Source organism: Thermohalobaculum sp., from assembly GCF_058622915.1.
Genome location: NZ_JBZSYN010000079.1, coordinates 1 through 17,154, shown reverse-complemented (window position 1 = coordinate 17,154; position 17,154 = coordinate 1). Strand labels below are relative to the sequence as shown.

Annotated in this window: 10 protein-coding genes and 1 pseudogene; 6 read left to right on the top strand and 5 right to left on the bottom strand. The window is 70.9% G+C overall.

The genetic code is table 11. The features are described 5' to 3' along the window. Positions 1–103 precede the first annotated feature (103 nt). The 4 genes from accC to AC32QD_RS06805 all read right to left on the bottom strand — a co-directional run bounded on the left by accC (position 104) and on the right by AC32QD_RS06805 (position 4,215). The gene (gene accC, locus AC32QD_RS06820) at positions 104–1,450 is read right to left on the bottom strand and encodes an acetyl-CoA carboxylase biotin carboxylase subunit (protein WP_492009736.1); all 1,347 of its coding nucleotides are present in this window, start codon (positions 1,448–1,450) and stop codon (positions 104–106) included. Between the two features lie 15 nt (positions 1,451–1,465). After that, complete coding sequence (accB, locus tag AC32QD_RS06815) at positions 1,466–1,963, bottom strand: acetyl-CoA carboxylase biotin carboxyl carrier protein (RefSeq protein WP_492009735.1); 498 nt, start codon at positions 1,961–1,963, stop codon at positions 1,466–1,468. A 129-nt stretch (positions 1,964–2,092) separates the two neighbouring features. Continuing rightward, positions 2,093–2,866, bottom strand: coding sequence for a DsbA family protein (locus AC32QD_RS06810; protein WP_492009734.1), 774 nt, complete (start codon positions 2,864–2,866; stop codon positions 2,093–2,095). Positions 2,867–2,904: 38 nt separating this feature from the next. Further along, complete coding sequence (locus AC32QD_RS06805; RefSeq protein ID WP_492009733.1) at positions 2,905–4,215, bottom strand: M48 family metalloprotease; 1,311 nt, start codon at positions 4,213–4,215, stop codon at positions 2,905–2,907. Positions 4,216–4,353: 138 nt separating this feature from the next. On the opposite strand from AC32QD_RS06805, the gene AC32QD_RS06800 reads away from it, so the two are divergent. Continuing rightward, complete coding sequence (locus AC32QD_RS06800; RefSeq protein WP_492009732.1) at positions 4,354–5,514, top strand: pyridoxal phosphate-dependent aminotransferase; 1,161 nt, start codon at positions 4,354–4,356, stop codon at positions 5,512–5,514. Between the two features lie 197 nt (positions 5,515–5,711). Here the strand turns inward: AC32QD_RS06800 and AC32QD_RS06795 are convergent, their stop codons facing one another. Further along, positions 5,712–8,765, bottom strand: a complete 3,054-nt coding sequence (locus tag AC32QD_RS06795) for an Rne/Rng family ribonuclease (protein ID WP_492009731.1) — start codon at positions 8,763–8,765, stop codon at positions 5,712–5,714. A 737-nt stretch (positions 8,766–9,502) separates the two neighbouring features. Between AC32QD_RS06795 and AC32QD_RS06790 the strand changes: the two genes are divergently transcribed. From AC32QD_RS06790 to AC32QD_RS06770, 5 genes and pseudogenes are all read left to right on the top strand, one after another. Then, positions 9,503–12,085 (top strand): penicillin-binding protein 1A, encoded by a 2,583-nt coding sequence (locus tag AC32QD_RS06790; protein WP_492009730.1) that lies wholly within the window; start codon positions 9,503–9,505, stop codon positions 12,083–12,085. A gap of 211 nt (positions 12,086–12,296) precedes the next feature. Beyond that, positions 12,297–13,199, top strand: coding sequence for a hypothetical protein (locus AC32QD_RS06785; protein WP_492009729.1), 903 nt, complete (start codon positions 12,297–12,299; stop codon positions 13,197–13,199). 78 nt (positions 13,200–13,277) lie between these two features. Next, positions 13,278–14,408 carry a peptide chain release factor 2 gene (prfB, locus tag AC32QD_RS06780; RefSeq protein WP_492009728.1) on the top strand — a complete coding sequence of 377 codons (1,131 nt, stop codon included), beginning with the start codon at positions 13,278–13,280 and terminating at the stop codon, positions 14,406–14,408. 1 nt (position 14,409) lies between these two features. Further along, on the top strand, positions 14,410–16,533 hold the full coding sequence (gene ligA / locus AC32QD_RS06775; RefSeq protein WP_492009727.1) for an NAD-dependent DNA ligase LigA: 2,124 nt from the start codon (positions 14,410–14,412) through the stop codon (positions 16,531–16,533). Positions 16,534–16,564: 31 nt separating this feature from the next. Next, positions 16,565–17,154, top strand: a pseudogene (locus AC32QD_RS06770) (ATP-dependent DNA helicase RecG); the annotation flags it as partial.

Below are 17,154 nucleotides of genomic sequence, written 5' to 3'. Positions count from 1 at the left end.
GGGGCACCGTCGTCGACGGGATGGCTTCAGGCTCGGTTTAATTCGTGAACTTTTTCTGACCGCCGCGGCGATGCCCGGCCGCCGGGGGCGGGCTATGGGCGGGCTATTCCAGCTCCCTCGACAGCCAGCCCTCCAGCCAGTGGATGTTGTAGCGGCCCGCCTGCACGTCGGGGTCGTCGAGCAGCGCGTGGAACAGCGGCGTGGTGGTGTCGATGCCGTCCACCACCAGTTCGCCCAGCGCGCGCTTGAGCCGGGTGATGCAGGCGGCGCGGCTTTCGCCGAACGAGACTAGCTTGCCGATCAGGCTGTCGTAGTAGGGTGGCACGGCGTAGCCGGAATAGAGCGCCGACTCCATGCGAATGCCGAAGCCGCCGGGCGCGTGGTAGGCCTTCACCATGCCGGGGCAGGGCGCGAAGGAGGGCACGCGCTCGGCGTTGATGCGGCATTCGATGGCGTGGCCGATGGGCTTGAGGTCCTCCTGGCGGAAGGAGAGCTTCTCGCCCGCGGCGATGCGGATCTGTTCGCGCACCAGGTCGACGGCGTAGACCATCTCGGTCACCGGGTGCTCGACCTGGATGCGGGTGTTCATCTCGATGAAGTAGAACTCGCCGTTCTCGTAGAGGAACTCGATGGTGCCCAGCCCGCGATAGCCCATGTCGCGGATCGCCGTGGCGCAGATGCCGCCGATGCGCTGGCGGGTCTCCTCGTCGATCACCGGCGAGGGGCACTCCTCGAGCACCTTCTGGTGGCGGCGCTGCAGCGAGCAGTCGCGTTCGCCCAGATGCACGGCGTTGCCGTGGGTGTCGCCGATCACCTGCACCTCGATGTGGCGCGGCAGCGTGAGGTACTTCTCGAGATAGACCGCGTCGTTGCCGAAGGCGGCCTTGGACTCGGCGCGGGCCTGCGAGAAGGCATGCGGCAGGTCGCGCTCGGTCTTGGCCACCTTCATGCCGCGCCCGCCGCCCCCGGCCGCGGCCTTGACCAGCACCGGGTAGCCGATGTCGCGCGCCACCTTCAGCGCCTCGTCGACGCTGGGCACCTCGCCGTCCGAGCCGGGCACGCAGGGCACGCCCAGCCGCTTGATGGTGTCCTTGGCCACCACCTTGTCGCCCATCAGGCGGATGTGCTCGGAGGTCGGGCCGATGAAGGTGAGCCCGTGCTCCTCGACGATGCGGGCAAAGCCCGAGTTCTCGGCCAGGAAGCCGTAGCCCGGATGCACCGCCTCGGCGCCGCTGATCTCGCAGGCGGTCAGGATCGCCGGCTGGTTCAGGTAGCTCTGGGCGCTCGCGGGCGGGCCGATGCACACGCTCTCGTCGGCGAGGCGCACATGCATGGCCTGGGAATCGGCGGTGGAGTGCACCGCCACCGTGGAGATGCCCATGTCCTTGGCGGCGCGGTGGATTCGCAGCGCGATCTCGCCGCGGTTGGCGATCAGGATCTTCTGGAACACGTCGGGCTCCGCGGCTCAGTCTAGGATCAGCAGGGGATGGCCGAACTCGACCGGCTCGGCATTGGCGACCAGGATCTGCCGCACCGTTCCGGCGCGCGGGCTGGGGATCTGGTTCATCGTCTTCATCGCCTCGATGATCAGCAGCGTCTGGCCCTCGGCCACCGTGTCGCCGACCTTCACGAAGGCCTCGGCGCCGGGCTCGGAGGACAGGTAGACGGTGCCGACCATCGGCGAGGTGACCGCCTTGGACAGGTCCGGACCCGCCGGTTCCGGCGCTGCCTCGGGCTCGCGCGCGGGGGCCGGCGCGGCGGCGGGCGGCGGGGCGGGGTGTGGCGCGGGAGGGGGCGGGTGAAACGCGACCGGCGCGGCCGCCGTGCTGCGCGACAGGCGCACCTTCAGCTCGTCGTCCGAGCCGTATTCGCGCGTGACCTCGATCTCGCTCAGCTCGGACTCGCGCAGTAGCTCGGCGAGCGCCCGAATGAAGGCGACATCCTGCTCGACGTTCTTGTTCATGTCTTCCCCGTCCGGCGGCGCCCGACCCTCTCGTTACCACCGGCGTCGGGCGGGCGGCCAGCCCGCGCCGGATGCTTGACACGGTTTATAGGTGAATCGTGCGACGGGCGCAAAGAGCCTGTCGGGGGGTCAGTGCTTCGCCTGGCGGAGCTTCGCGATCTCGGAGGCCATCCGGTCAAGCGGGATGTAGCCGCGGATGATCCGGTCGCCGAGCACGAAGCCGGGCGTGCCGTTGATGTCGAGGGCGTCCGCGAGCTTGTAGTTGGCCTCGATCCTGGCCTTGATCTCGGCGCTGGCGGCGCGCTTCCTCAGCGCCGCGGTGTCGTAGCCGAGGTTGCCCGCGATCCTGTAGGCGGCCGCCTCGGTCAGCTGGCCGCCGAAGCTGAGCAGCGCGTCGTTCAGCGCGCCGTATTTCGAGCGGTCGATCTCGAGCGCTGCCAGCGCCATGCGCGAGGCGGCCACCGAGTCGGGCCCCAGGATCGGGAATTCCTTGGCCACGTAGCGGACGTCGGGATCCTTCTTGAGCAGGGCCTGCACCTCCGGGTGCGCCTTCTTGCAGTAGGCGCAGCGGTAATCGAAGAACTCGACCAGGGTGACGTCGCCCTTCGGGTTGCCGCCGACCCAGTCGCCCGGGTCGTGGAACAGGGCCTGGCTGTGCCGGGCCACCAGCCTGGCGTCGGCCTTCTGCCGGTCGGCCTGGCGGCGGGCCTCGAGGATGTGGATCGCCTGGACGATCACCTCCGGGTGCTGGACCAGATAGGCGCGCACCTCGGCCCTGATCGCCTCGCGCTCGGCCGGGCTCACATTGGCGGGGGCGGGCTGCGACTGTTGCTGCGCCGCGGCGGGAAGCACTGGCGCGGCCAGCGCGAGGCCGAGCGCGAGGACGGCGATCAGACGTGACATGGCAAAAGCTCTCCTTTTCAAATGCTTGCGGGCGCGGCTCAGTCGCTCTTGTCCTTGCCGGGGTCGAGCGCCAGGATATCCTGTGCCCGGAGCCAGCCGGGCGAGCCCCGGGGCAGCACCGCCGCGGCGCGCTTGGCGATCACCACGGCATCCTTCTTGTGGCCGGTCATGGCGTAACGCTCGGCCGTGGCCAGGGCGGCCATGCCGTCCTGCCCGGCGCGCGAGTAGGCGGTGGCCAGGTCGCGCAGGGCCGCGGGGTCGCCCAGGTCGCTGGCCCGCGCCTGCTTGAGCACCTTCAGCGCCTCGGCGTCGGCGGCGGGCTGGTTCAGCGCCAGCAGGGCCCGGCCCAGCCCGTCCTGGATCAGCGGCTGCTTGGGGGCGTAGCTGACCGCCTTGCGGTAGAGCGGCACGGCCTCGGCGGCGTGGCCGGTCTCGAACAGGATCTGGCCCTTGAGCTCGTTGTAGAACGGGTCGTGCGGGCGCATGGCGATCAGCTTGTCGATCGTGGCAAGCGCCGCCTTGAGGTCGGGCTTGCGGTAGAGCGCCACGGCCTTGGCATAGAGCGTGTCCTCGGTCGGGGGCTTGTCGGCGAGGCTCCGGAGCACACGCTCGGGGTTCTGGAGAAAGCCGCGCAGCTTGGCGCGCATGCGGCCGTGCCAGTATTCGCGCTCGGGGTCGGGCTTGAAGGTGTGCGTGGCGTCCGCCTGGGTGACCTCGCGGTCGATCAGCTCCATGCGCTCGGTCGAGAGCGGGTGGGTCTGGATGTAGGGGTCGACCTGGCCGATGCTGAGCACTTCCTCGCCGCGGAAGCGCTGCATCACCTTGCGCAGCCCCGCGGGGTCGATGCCGGCGCGCACCAGGTACTTGACCGCCGCCTGGTCGGCGGTGGCCTCCTGGGCGCGGGTATGCGCCAGCATGTTGCGTATCAGCACCGACTGGCTGCCCGCGGACAGAGCCATCCCCGCGGCCGGTCCGCCCGCAACCGCAGCGGCGATGCCGGCCAGGATTCCCAGCAGCGCCGGGCCGCGCGCGCCGCGCATCGCGAGGGCGCGCTGCGCCTCGTCCCCGTTGGCGATGTGGCCGGTCTCGTGAGCGAGGACGCCGAGAAGCTCCTCGGGCGTCTTGAGCGTCATCAGCAGCCCGGAATTGACGAAGATGTTGTTGCCGCCGGCGACGAAGGCGTTCAGCTCGGGATTGTCCACGATGTAGATGTGGATGCTTTTCGGGTCCAGGCCCGCGGCCTGGAAGATCGGGCGCGTCATGCGGCTTAGCGTGCGCTCGATCTCGGCATCGCGGATCAGGTTGAACGCTGCCGCCGGCCCCGGCAGGAGCCCGACGAGCAGGGCCATGAAGCCTGCCGCGAGGTATCCCGGCAATCGTTTCAAGAGTGTCACTCCCGTCTGGCGCCGGCGCGGTTGCCGCTGGCAGACGCGGCAGGCATAACAGAACCCATCCGCCCGCGCGAGAGGCAGATAAGGAAACTCGCCGTGAAGATTTCAAGCCGCAGCCACACCGCGCCCTTCATCGCCATGGATGTGCTGAGCGAGGCGCAGGAGATCGAGGCGGCGGGGCGCGACCTCGTGCACATGGAGGTCGGCGAGCCGGCCCACGGTGCGCCCGGCGCCGCGCGCGAGGCGGTCGCGGCGGCGCTGGCCCGGGGCGCGACGCTGGGCTACACTAGCGGGCTGGGGATCCCGCCGTTGAGGCGGGCGATCGCGGCGCTCTACCGGCGCCGCTATGGCCTCGAGTTCGATCCCGGGCGCGTGGTGGTCACCGCCGGCTCCTCGGCCGGCTTCGTGCTGGCCTTCCTGACGCTGTTCGACGCCGGCGGGCGGGTGGCGATCGCCGACCCCGGCTATCCGTGCTATCGCAATATCCTGGGCGCGCTGGGGCTGGAGCCCGTGCGGCTGGCGGCCGAGCTGGCCACCCGCTACCAGCCGACGCCCGAGGGTCTGGAGCGGGTCGCGGGGCGGCTCGACGGGCTCCTGGTGGCGAGCCCGGCCAACCCGACCGGCGCCATGCTCGACCGCGCCGCGCTCGTGGCGCTCGCCGAGTATTGCGCGGCGCGGGGCACGGCGCTGATCTCGGACGAGATCTATCACGGGCTGACCTACGACGCCCCGGCGGTCTCGGCGCTGGAGCTGACGGATGACGTGATCGTGATCAACAGCTTCTCGAAATACTACGCCATGACCGGCTGGCGCATCGGCTGGATGGTGGTACCCGGGCGGCTGGTGCGGCCGATCCAGAACCTGGCGCAGAACCTGTTCATCTGCCCCGCCCATGTCAGCCAGCTGGCGGCGCTGGCCGCGCTGTCGGAGGACGGCGAGGCCGAGGTCGCGGGGCACCTGGCCGGCTATCGCCAGAACCGGGCGCTGCTCATAGAGGCGCTGCCGCGGCTGGGCTTCACCGACATCGCCCCGGCGGACGGGGCCTTCTATGCCTATGCGGGCGTCGGCCGGCTGGCCAATGACAGCCGCGAGTTCTGCGCGCGCCTGCTGGCCGAGGGCGGCGTGGCGGCGACGCCGGGGCTCGACTTCGACCCCGAGCGCGGCCATGCCACGCTGCGCTTCTCCTTCGCCCAGCCGCCGGCACGAATCGCCGAAGGGGTGCGCCGGCTCGAGGCGTTCCTCGGCGGCGGCGCCTGAGCCTCTTCCGGCGCCGTGCGGGCGCATGATCCGCGCGGCGCCGGCGCCGACGTTCCGGGCAGGCGACCGGGCAGGCGACCGGGCAGGCGACCGGGCGCGTGACCGGGGCCGCGACCGGGCGCGTCACCGGGCGCGGAGTTCAGACCATGGAAAACGAACCCTGCCCGAAGGGCGCGGCTAATGTGGTCGTCGGCGCCTCAGCGCCACTGCCACCAGCCGCGCCGCTTCGGCCGATCCTTCTCGGGCTCTGACTCCGCCGGAGTCGGTGCCGCCTCGGCAGCGGGCTCCGCAGCGGCTTCGGGGGCGCTTTCGGGGGGCTCCGCGCTCGTCGCCGTCGCGCCTTCAGCGGGCGCCTGCGCCGCCGCGGGTCGGGGCTCGGCGGGCGGGGCAGGGCTCTCGGGCACTGGCTCGGGCTGCACGGATGCCTCCGTGCCGCTTTGCTCCGCGACGGGCTGTTGGGCGGCGTGTTCGACCGGCCCCTCGGTCGGCGTCTCGGTCGGCCTCTCGGCATTCGGCGCGCCGGACTCGCCCGCGCCGGCTTCGGCGCCGGACTCCTCGTCGCGCCGTCCGCGTCCGCGGCGGCGCCTGCGCCCGCGGCGCTCGCCCTCGGGCGGGGGGTCGGGTGCCGTGTCGGGTGCGCTCTCGGGTGCGGCCGCCTCAGTGGCGGGGGGCGGCTCCGCCGGCTTGCCCGCCTCGGCGCTGGCGGCGTGCTCGTCCCTGTCGTGGTCGTCTGCCCGCTCGCCGTCGCGGCCGCCGCGGCGGGGCCGTCCGCCGCGCTTGCCGCGGCGACGGCGCGAGCGACCCTCGCCCTCGCGCTCCTCGGGCGGGCTCGCCTCGGCCCGCGGCGTCTCGACCGTGCCGGAGGCGACGGCGGACTCGGCGGTGACGACCTGCCCTGCGCCCTCGGGCTCGCGCGTGCGGTGCTTGGACAGCTCGATCTTGTATTCGGGGCTGCGCAGCATCGGGTCGGCGGCCACCGTGACGCCCAGACCGTAGCGCTCCTCGATCTGGGCGAGGTGGTGCCGCTTGGCGTTGATGATGAAGTTGGCGATCTCGACCGGGGCCGCGACGTGCACCTCGGCGGCGCGCCCGCGCACGCCCTCCTCCTCGACCTCGCGCAGGATGGTCAGCGCCAGGCTCTCGTCGGAGCGGATCGAGCCCTGGCCGTGGCAGTGCGGGCAGGGCTGGGTGGAGATCTCCACCATGCCCGGCCGGAGCCGCTGGCGCGACATCTCGAGCAGCCCGAAGGGCGAGATGCGGCCGATCTGCAGGCGCGCCCGGTCGACCTTGAGCTTGTCCTTGAGCCGCTTCTCGACCGCGCGGTTGTTGCGCGATTCGTCCATGTCGATGAAGTCGATCACGATCAGCCCGGCGAGGTCGCGCAGCCTAAGCTGCCGGGCGACCTCGTCGGCCGCCTCGAGATTGGTCTTGAGCGCCGTGTCCTCGATCGAGCTCTCGCGCGTGGATCGCCCCGAGTTCACGTCGATGGCCACCAGCGCCTCGGTCTGGCCGATCACGATGTAGCCGCCCGAGCGCAGCTGCACGACCGGGTTGAACATGCCCGAGAGATAGCTCTCGACCTGGTAGCGGATGAACAGCGGGATGCGGTCGGCGTACTGCTGCACGTGCCGGGCGTGGCTCGGCATCAGCATCTTCATGTAGTCCTTGGCCTCGCGGTAGCCGCCCTCGCCCTCGACCAGGATGGCGTCGATGTCCTTCGAGTAGAGGTCGCGGATCGAGCGCTTGATCAGCGAGCCTTCCTCGTAGATCAGCGTCGGCGCGATGGACTGCAGCGTCAGCTCGCGGATCTGCTCCCACTGCCTGAGCAGGAATTCGAAGTCGCGCTTGACCTCGGCCTTGGTTCGCTCGGCCCCGGCGGTGCGCACGATCAGGCCCATGCCGGCGGGCACGTCCATCGAGTCGACGATGCCGCGCAGCCGCTTGCGGTCGGCGGCGTTGGTGATCTTGCGGCTGATGCCGCCGCCGCGCGCGGTGTTGGGCATCAAGACGCAGTAGCGGCCGGGCAGAGACAGGTAGGTGGTCAGCGCCGCGCCCTTGGTGCCGCGCTCCTCCTTGACCACCTGCACCAGCATGATCTGGCGCACCTTGATCACGTCCTGGATGCGGTAGCGCCGGCGCAGCTGGGCGCGGGCGCGGGCGGCGTCCTCGTGCGGCTCGTCGGGCTCCAGCGCCTCGATGGTCTCCAGGCCCTGGCCGGCGTCGGAGCCGTCGCCGGTCTCGGCCTCGCCGGCCTCGCGGCGCGACTGTCGCCCGCGCTTGCGGCCGCGGCCCGAGCCCTTGGCGGAGGCCCGAGTCCGACGCTTGCCCGAGCCGCCGGTGCCTGAGTCGCCGCTGCCCGAGTCGCCGGTGCCCGAGTCGCCCTTGCCCGAGTCGCCCTCGCCGGCGTCGCCGGTCTCCTGGCCGGCAGCGGCGCCCACGTCCTCCGAGACGGTCTCGGCATCGTCCAGCCCGGTCTTCTCGGCCATCGACCTGGGCGGCGTGCGCGAGCCGCCCGACCCGCCCGAGCCCGACCCGCCCGAGCCCGACCCGCCCGAGCCGGTCTCGCCGCCGTCCTCGGGGACGTCGGCGATCTCGAGCCCGTGGACCTCGGAGGCGCCGCCGGACTCCTCGCCCAGCTCGATCACCTCGAGCCCGCTCGACTTGTGCTTGTCGGCCTTGCGCCCGCGCCGCCTGCGGCCGCGACCCGAGGCGGGCGTCTCGGCCGGGTCGGCGGTCTGGGACGCATCGCCGGTCTGGGACGCATCGGCGGTCTGGGACGCATCGGCGGGCGCGGAGGCCTCCGGCACCGCGTCGGTCCCGAATCCGTCCTCGCTGCCGCCGGCGGCCGCATCCTCCTCCGGCCCGGACTTGGCGCCCTTGCGGCGCCGGCCGCGGCGCGGCTTTTCCTTGCCTTTGGACGCGTCGGCGTCGCGGCGCGCCTCGCCGGCCTCCGAGCGCTCCTGCTCGGCGGCCTCCTCGGCGATCAGCGCCTCGCGGTCGGCGACCGGGATCTGGTAGTAATCGGGGTGGATTTCGGCGAAGGCCAGGAAGCCGTGGCGGTTGCCGCCATAGTCGACGAACGCCGCCTGCAGCGACGGCTCGACCCGCGTTACCTTGGCGAGATAGATGTTGCCCGAGAGCTGGCGCTTGGCAACCGATTCGAAGTCGAAGTCGTCAACCTTGTTTCCGTCGACCACGACCACCCGGGTCTCCTCGGGGTGGGTGGCGTCGATGAGCATTTTCTTTGCCATGAATCCCTGCGCCAGCCTGCGGTGCGCGGGGCCTGGGCCCTGGGCGCCGGGGGCTGGCTTCTTTCCTGTTGGGCTAGCGGACGCGGGCGCGCGATCCCGGCCGGGACGGCGACGGCGTCACCGTCGTCGTGCCTGTCTTGGCCTGGCCTTTTATGGCCTGGCCTGTGTTGGCCTGGCCTGTCTTGGCCTGGGGTCTCGGCGCGCGGGTCCAGCATCGCTCCGTTCGTCCGGGCGCCAGCTCGCTGGCGCGGTGAATTTCTCATCCGTGCGCGCGGCACGGATCCTGGTCCGATCTTCGCCCTCTCCGGCCGCCCGCGCAACGACCTGCGCGCAATTCATGCCGCGCCGGAGCCGGTGAGACGCACCGAACCCGGCTTTGGGTGTATCCTCAGGGCCGTCCTGAGAAGGTCCGGGCCGCTTGGCCCACCGCGAGCATATAATGAAACGGCGGCATCGTGACAAACGGAATTTCGCCTGCGGGCCGCACGTGGTAACTTTCCGCCTGCGCGGATTTGGTAACTTTCCGCCTGCGCGGATTTGCCCACCTGTTTTGACCGCCCGCGCCCGCGCGTAGTGGTGGCGCCCCGCCCGGGAATCGACTAAACCGCCCGGTCACGAGCCCGCCGCAAGGCCATGCGCCGGCAGCGAGGCGGCGCGCAACGGAACCGAGCAGCGGCCGGCCGCGTTGGCAAGCGGGACGCCCGGCGGGGCGGCGCAAGGAAGACAGACTCGACGACATGCTCAAATTCCTCGGCACCCTCTTCAGCTTTGCCGCCAACAGCTTCATGTTCGCCATCGGCGGCATCGCGGCGGTGGTCTATGTCTACGACCGCAACCTGCCGAACACGGCCGAACTGGCCGACTACAGCCCGCCGCTGATCAGCCGGGTCTATGACGATACCGGCACGGTGATCGCCCAGTACTACCACCAGAAGCGGATCTTCGTGCCGATCGAGGAAGTGCCGAAGCTGGTCAAGGATGCCTTCATCTCGGCCGAGGACAAGCACTTCTACACCCATCCGGGCATCGACGCGGTCGGCATCCTCAAGGCGGTGGGGCGTTATGCGATCGGGCATCTCGAGGGCCACAACGTGCGGCTGTCGGGGGCCTCGACCATCACCCAGCAGGTGATGAAGAACTTCCTGGTCGGCAACGAGCGCAGCGTCGAGCGCAAGGTCAAGGAGGCGATCCTCGCGGTGCGCATCTCCAAGGCCATGCCGAAGAGCAAGGTGCTCGAGCTTTATCTCAACGAGATCTTCCTGGGGCAGAACACCTATGGCGTCGCCGCGGCGGCGCAGACCTATTTCGGCAAGTCGCTTCAGGCGCTGACGCCGGCCGAGGCGGCCTATCTGGCGGCCCTGCCGAAGGAGCCCTCGTACCTCAATCCCATCCGCGACCACGATGCGGCCGTGGCGCGGCGCAACTACGTGCTGGAGCAGATGGCCGAGAACGGCTATCTGACGCGCGCCCAGGCCAAGGCCGCCGAGGCCAGTCCGCTCGACACCATCATCGGCAAGGCGCCGCCGCCGATGCTGGCCGAGGCCAAGCCCAGCTACTTCAGCGGCGAGGTGCGGCGCCAGATGATCGACGAGCTGGGCGAGAAGAAGCTCTACGAGGGCGGGCTGACCATCCGCTCGACCCTCGACCCGGAGCTGCAGAAGCTGGCCCGGCAGGCGCTGCGCCACGGACTCGAGCACTACGACCGCGGCAGGGGCGTCTACCACGGCCCCCAGGCGCGGATCGAGAAGATCGCGCAAGGCGGCGCGCCGGACTGGCAGAAGCTGCTCGCGGGCACGGACGTGCCGCGCGACATCAACGGCTGGCACCCCGCCGTGGTGCTCAGCGTCGACGGCAAGGGGGCCAAGGTCGGCATCGAGCAGGCCGGCGGCGACACCACGGGGCGGCTGAGCTACGCGGCCGAGCGGGGCTGGATCAAGGCGGTCGAGCATGGCGGCACCAAGTCGACGCCGCACGGCGCCTCGGACCTGTGGCAGCCGGGCGACGTGGTCTATGTCGCGCATGGCCAGGACGGCAAGTCCTGGCGGCTGGAGCAGATCCCCAAGGTGCAGGGCGCCTTCATGGCGATGGACCCGTTTTCGGGCCGCGTGCTCGCCATGCAGGGCGGCTTCTCCTATGACGCCAGCGTGTTCAACCGCGCCACCCAGGCCAAGCGCCAGCCCGGCTCGGCCTTCAAGCCGTTCGTCTATGCGGCGGCCCTGGATGCCGGCTACACGCCGGCGACCATCGTGCTCGACGCCCCCGTGGTGGTGCGCCAGCCGGGCCAGCAGCCGTGGCGGCCGCAGAACGCCGAGCACCACTACCTCGGCCCCACGCCGATGCGGCGCGGGCTCGAGCTGTCGCGCAACCTGATGACCGTGCGCATCGCGCAGGCGATCGGCATGGACCGGGTGGCGAACTATGCCGAGCGCTTCGGCGTCTACAAGAACATGCCCTATCACCTGTCCTATGCGCTGGGCGCGGGCGAGACCACGCTCTACGACCTGGTCGGCGCCTACGCCACGTTCGCCAATGGCGGCAAGAAGGTGCGCCCCACCGTGGTGGACCGCGTGCAGGACCGCTATGGCCACACGCTCTATTCGCACGATCCGCGCAAATGCGTGGGCTGCAAGGCGGCCCAGTACGTGCCGGGCGACCTGCCGCAGCTCTATGACAAGCGGGTGCAGATCATGGACCCGGTGACCGCCTACCAGATCGTCTCGATGATGGAGGGGGTGGTCAAGCGCGGCACCGCGGCGCAGACAGTCGGCGATCTGGGCTTCCCCGTCGCGGGCAAGACCGGCACCACCAACGATGCCCGCGACGCCTGGTTCATCGGCTATACGCCGGACATGGTGGCCGGCTGCTTCATCGGCTATGACACCCCCACCCCGATGGGCCGGCACGCCTATGGCGGAACGCTGTGCGGACCGGTGTTCAAGGAGTTCATCGTCGCAGCCATGAAGGACCGCAGCCCGGGCCAGTTCCGCAAGCCACCCGACGGCTCGATCGTCATGGCCAAGATCGACGAGAAGACCGGCGAGCGCCTGCCCGACGATGCCTCCGGCCCCAACGTGATCGACGAGATCTTCCGCGCCGGCACCGAGCCCGCCGTCTATGACACCGTGGTGGCCCTGACCGGCGACGAATCGCTGTTCGCGGGCGTGAGCAGCAATGACATCACCGACATCAACGCCAGCAGCCAGCCGCCCGGCAGCCAGCCGGTGATCCAGCAGCCCCCGTCCTCGGGCCAGGGCGACATTCGCGCGCCGACGCCCCCGAGCCAGGGCAGCGTCGGCGTGACCACCGGCGGCATTTACTGAGCGGGCCGGCGGCCCATCTACGGTCAGCGGTCTCTTCTCCCCGGCCTGGAGCCGGCGGGCGGTTTCCTGTGCCGGCTCCCGGCTGCAATCCCCGGGGGGGGGAGTCCTCGGGAGCGGCCCGCGGGGCCGGAACCCGATCGCGCCATCATGCGTTTCAGCAGCCGTTGAGCTACAATGCCGTTGCGCATTCGCCCGCAAAAGGGAGTTCGCCATGTACCGCTCAGCCGTCTTTGTCGCCTGCCTCGCGGGCGCCGCGTTCGTGCCGGCGCTCGGGGGGGCCATGCAGGTGCCGCGTGCCCAGGCCCCGATCGTCGAGGCCGCCGCGGCAACCATCGAGGCGCCGTCGACCGTCGATCCGGGGGCGCATGTGAACGTAGTCATCGCCGGGGCCGCGCCCGGCGGACGGCTCGAGATCTGGGGACCGGTCACGCAGGGCGGCCGCGGCAGCATGCTGGCCGGCGGCGAGGTGCGCGGCACCAGCGTGCCGATCACGGCGCCCAGGGTCCCGGGCAGCTACGAGCTGCGCTACATGTCGGCCTCGGGCGCGATTCTGGCGCGCAGGAGCCTGGACGTGGCGGCGGTGCCGATCGTGCTGTCGGTGCCCGAGCGTTTCAGCGCCGGGGTTCCCGGCAAGGTGCGCTGGCAGGGCCCGGCAGGCCGGGGCGATAGGCTGCAGATCGTCGATCCGTCGAGCGGCAAGGTAGTGTCGCAGGCCGCGCTCAAGGGCAAGCCCTCGGGCTGGAACGCCACGGTGATCCACGCCCCGGCCCAGCCCGGGAGATACCTGCTGCGCTATGTGGACGGCCGCGGCGCGGTGCTGCGCGCGCTGAGCGTCATGGTCGGGCCGTCGAGCAGCTGGATGGGCCTGCCGATGCGCGTGCCGCCGGGCCAGACATTCAAGGCCATGTGGTACGGCACGCTGGAGCCGGGGCAGGCCTTCGAGGTCGTCGATCCCAAGACCGGCGCGGTGCTGGCCTCGGCGGCGCCCTCGGCCGGTGGAGACACCCGCTCGGCCGTGCTGCGCGCCCCCGACCGGCGCGGGACCTACCGCGTGCGCTTCCTCAACACGCGCACCGGACGCGTCTATTCCGACAGGCCGCTCGAGGTGCGCTAGCACCGGCCCCGGCGCCGCTTTACCTCGCCCCGCGCCGCCTATATCTAGGCGGCGTGCGGGAGCGATCGCGGAGCGGGCATGAAGGCCGAAGCGCAAGCCGTCGTCGAGGAGACCGAGAAGTCGCTGGAGCTTCTGCGCCAGCGGCTGGGCTGGGACACGGCCGAGCACCGGCTGGAGGAGCTGAACGCCCGCGCCGAGGACCCCAGGCTGTGGGACGACCCGGCGCACGCCCAGAAGATCATGCGCGAGCGCCAGAAGCTCGACGACGCCATCGCCGGCTACAAGGCGCTCGCCGGCGCGCTCAAGGACAACGTCGAGCTGATCGAGCTGGGCGAGGCCGAGGGCGACGAGGAGATCGTCGCCGAGGCCGAGCAGGCGCTGGCCCGCCTGCGCGACGAGGCGGCGCAGAGGGAGATCGAGGCGCTGCTCTCAGGCGAGGTCGACGGCAACGACGCCTATCTCGAAATCCACGCCGGGGCAGGGGGCACGGAGAGCTGCGACTGGGCGGCGATGCTGGCGCGCATGTATGTGCGCTGGGCCGAGCAGCGCGGCTACAAGGTCGAGCTGATGGCCGAGACCCCGGGCGAGGAGGCCGGCATCAAGTCGGTGACCTACCAGGTCAGGGGCGACAGCGCCTATGGCTGGCTGAAGACCGAGTCCGGCGTGCACCGGCTGGTGCGCATCTCGCCCTTCGACAGCCAGGCGCGGCGGCACACCTCGTTCTCCTCGGTCTGGGTCTATCCGGTGATCGACGACACCATCGAGATCGACATCAATCCGGGCGACATCCGGGTCGACACCTACCGCTCGTCGGGCGCCGGCGGCCAGCACGTCAACAAGACCGATTCGGCCGTGCGCATGACGCATATCCCGACCGGCATCGTGGTGACCTCGTCGGAGAAGTCGCAGCACCAGAACCGCGCCAACGCCATGGCCGCCCTGCGTGCGCGGCTCTACGACCTGGAGATGAAGAAGCGGCGGGAGAAGCAGGAGGAGCTCGAGGCCGGCAAGGCCGACATCGGCTGGGGCCACCAGATCCGCTCCTATGTGCTGCAGCCCTACCAGATGGTGAAGGACCTGCGCACCGGCGTCGAGACCTCGGACACGCAAGGCGTGCTGGATGGCGCGCTCGACCGCTTCATGAGCGCGGCGCTGGCGCTCGAGGTCACCGGCAAGACGCGCGCCGAGGCGCTCCAGGACGAGGCATGACATGGCGGACCAGCCGCCGCGGGACCTCTCGAGCGAGGAGGCGACCGCCGAGATCGCCCGGCTGAGCGCCGAGCTCGACAAGCACAACAGCGCCTATTTCACCGAGGACGCGCCGCTGGTCTCCGACGCCGAGTACGACGCGCTGAAGCGCCGGCTCGCCGCGCTCGAGGCCGCCTTCCCCGAGCTCGCGCACGCCGACAGCCCGACCCGGCGGGTCGGCGCGCCCCCGTCGGAGGGATTCCGCAAGGTGCGCCACCGGGTGCCGATGCTGACGCTGGGAAACGCATTTTCGGAAGAGGAAATCGAGGATTTCATCCAAAGGATAAGGCGATTTCTTAATTTGAAGGAAGAAGTCATTGAATTCACGTCGGAACCGAAGATGGACGGGCTTTCCCTCTCGCTGCGCTACGAGAACGGGGTGCTGGTCGAGGCGGCCACGCGTGGCGACGGCTACGAGGGTGAGAATGTCATCGCAAACGCCATCACCATCGAGGAAATCCCCAACCGGCTGAAGGGCGCGGCGCCGGAGGTCTTCGAGGTCCGTGGCGAGGTCTACCTGCGCCATGACGATTTCGCCGATCTCAACGCCCGGCAGGAGGCGCGCGGCGACAAGGTCTTCGCCAACCCGCGCAACGCCGCCGCCGGCTCGTTGCGCCAGCTCGATCCGCAGGTCACGGCCAGGCGGCCGCTCAGGTTCTTCGCCTGGGGCTGGGGCGAGGTCTCTGCGATGCCGGCCGAGACGCAGTCGGGGGTGCTCGCCGCCATCGAGGGCTGGGGCGTACCGGTCAACCCGCTCACGCGCCGCTGCGACTCGGGCGCGGCGCTGGTCGCGCATTACCGCGAGGTCGAGAAGGGCCGCGCCGAGCTCGGCTACGACATCGACGGCATGGTCTACAAGGTCGACCGGCTCGACCTGCAGGAGCGCCTGGGCTATGTCAGCCGCGCGCCGCGCTGGGCCATCGCGCACAAGTTCCCCGCCGAGCGCGCCTGGACGGTGCTCGAGGACATCCAGATCAATGTCGGGCGCACCGGCGCGCTGTCGCCGATCGCGCGGCTCAGGCCCGTGACCGTCGGCGGCGTCGTCGTCTCCAACGCCACGCTGCACAACGAGGACTACATCGCCGGCCGCGACGCACAGGGCAACCCGATCCGCGAGGGCAGGGACCTGCGCATCGGCGACACCGTGATCGTCTACCGCGCCGGCGACGTGATCCCCAAGGTGCTCGACGTCGACCTCGACAAGCGGCCGCGACACGCAAAACCTTACGCGTTCCCGATCACGTGCCCCGCCTGCGGCAGCCCGGCGGTGCGCGAGGCGGGCGAGGCGGTGCGCCGCTGCACCGGCGGGCTGACCTGCCCGGCGCAGGTGGTCGAGCGGCTCAAGCATTTCGTCTCGCGCGGGGCCTTGGACATCGACGGGCTGGGCACCAAGCAGATCGAGGCCTTCCACGCCGACGGGCTGATCAACGAGCCCGCCGACATCTTCACGCTGGAGGCCCGCCAGGAGAAGGGCGAGATCGACCTCTACCGGCGCGACGACAAGGGCCGGCCGACGAACGGGAAGTCCGTCGAGAACCTGTTCCGGGCCATCCGCCAACGCCGCCGGGTGCCGCTCGCGCGCTTCATCTTCGCGCTCGGCATCCGCCATGTGGGCGACACCACCGCGCGCATGCTCGCGCGCACCTTCGGCACCTGGGAGAGCTTCGCCGAGACCATGATGAAGGCGGCCGAGGACGAGGCCGCGCGCGAGCACCTGCTCTCCATCGACGGGGTGGGCGAGGTCATGGCCGAGGCGGTGATCGCGTTCTTCGCCGATGCGCACAACCGCCGTGCGCTCGACCACCTCACGGCCCATGTCACGCCTGACGCGGCCGAGGCGCCAGCCGCCACCTCCAGCCCGGTCGCCGGCAAGACCGTGGTGTTCACCGGCACGCTCGAGCGCATGACGCGCGCCGAGGCCAAGGCGCGGGCCGAATCGCTCGGCGCCAGGGTCTCGGGCTCGGTCTCGGGCAACACCGATCTGGTGATTGCCGGCCCCGGCGCCGGCTCGAAGCTGCGCGAGGCCGAGAAGCACGGCGTCGAGGTGATCGACGAGGAGGCCTGGCTCAAGCTGATCGGCGCTTGATCGGCCGGACGGCCCCGCGCATCCTCCGCCGATGCCGCGCCCCGAGATCCTGTTCCCGCTCTTCGCCGACCTGACCGGCCTGCCGGGCGTCGGCGCCCGCACCGCCGAGACCTTCGCGCGGCTGGGCATCACGCGGATCGTCGACCTGATCTTTCACCTGCCCAACGGCGTGGTCGACCGGCGTCTGCGCGACAGCCTGATCGGCGTCGATTCCGGCGAGACCGTCACGGTGCTGGCCACCGTCGGCCAGCACGTCCCGCCGCGGCGCAAGTCCGCGCCCTACCGCGTGCAGGTGCAGGGGGGCGGCACCTGGTTCGAGCTGGTGTTCTTCCACGCCAGGGCCGACTGGCTGGCGCGCGCGCTGCCCTCGGGCGCCCGCCGCGTGATCTCGGGCCGCGTCGAGTTCTATGACGGGCGGCTGCAGATGGCCCATCCCGACCTGATCCTCACCGAGGCCGAGGCCGAGGGTCTGGCGCCCTTCGAGCCGGTCTATCCGCTGACCGAGGGGCTGACCCAGCGCAGGGTCTCGCGTGCCGTCGCCGGGGCGCTGACGAAACTGCCCGAGCTGCCCGACTGGCTCGACCCCGCGATGCGCGCCGAGCGCGGCTGGCCGGGCTGGGC

Excerpts from the sequence above, each read along its gene's own strand:
- accB (WP_492009735.1), bottom strand. The coding sequence starts at position 1,963 with ATGAACAAGAACGTCGAGCAGGATGTCGCCTTCATTCGGGCGCTCGCC.
- AC32QD_RS06810 (WP_492009734.1), bottom strand. The coding sequence starts at position 2,866 with ATGTCACGTCTGATCGCCGTCCTCGCGCTCGGCCTCGCGCTGGCCGCG.
- AC32QD_RS06805 (WP_492009733.1), bottom strand. The coding sequence starts at position 4,215 with ATGGCCCTGCTCGTCGGGCTCCTGCCGGGGCCGGCGGCAGCGTTCAAC.
- AC32QD_RS06795 (WP_492009731.1), bottom strand. The coding sequence starts at position 8,765 with ATGGCAAAGAAAATGCTCATCGACGCCACCCACCCCGAGGAGACCCGG.
- AC32QD_RS06790 (WP_492009730.1), top strand. The coding sequence starts at position 9,503 with ATGCTCAAATTCCTCGGCACCCTCTTCAGCTTTGCCGCCAACAGCTTC.
- AC32QD_RS06785 (WP_492009729.1), top strand. The coding sequence starts at position 12,297 with ATGTACCGCTCAGCCGTCTTTGTCGCCTGCCTCGCGGGCGCCGCGTTC.
- prfB (WP_492009728.1), top strand. The coding sequence starts at position 13,278 with ATGAAGGCCGAAGCGCAAGCCGTCGTCGAGGAGACCGAGAAGTCGCTG.
- ligA (WP_492009727.1), top strand. The coding sequence starts at position 14,410 with ATGGCGGACCAGCCGCCGCGGGACCTCTCGAGCGAGGAGGCGACCGCC.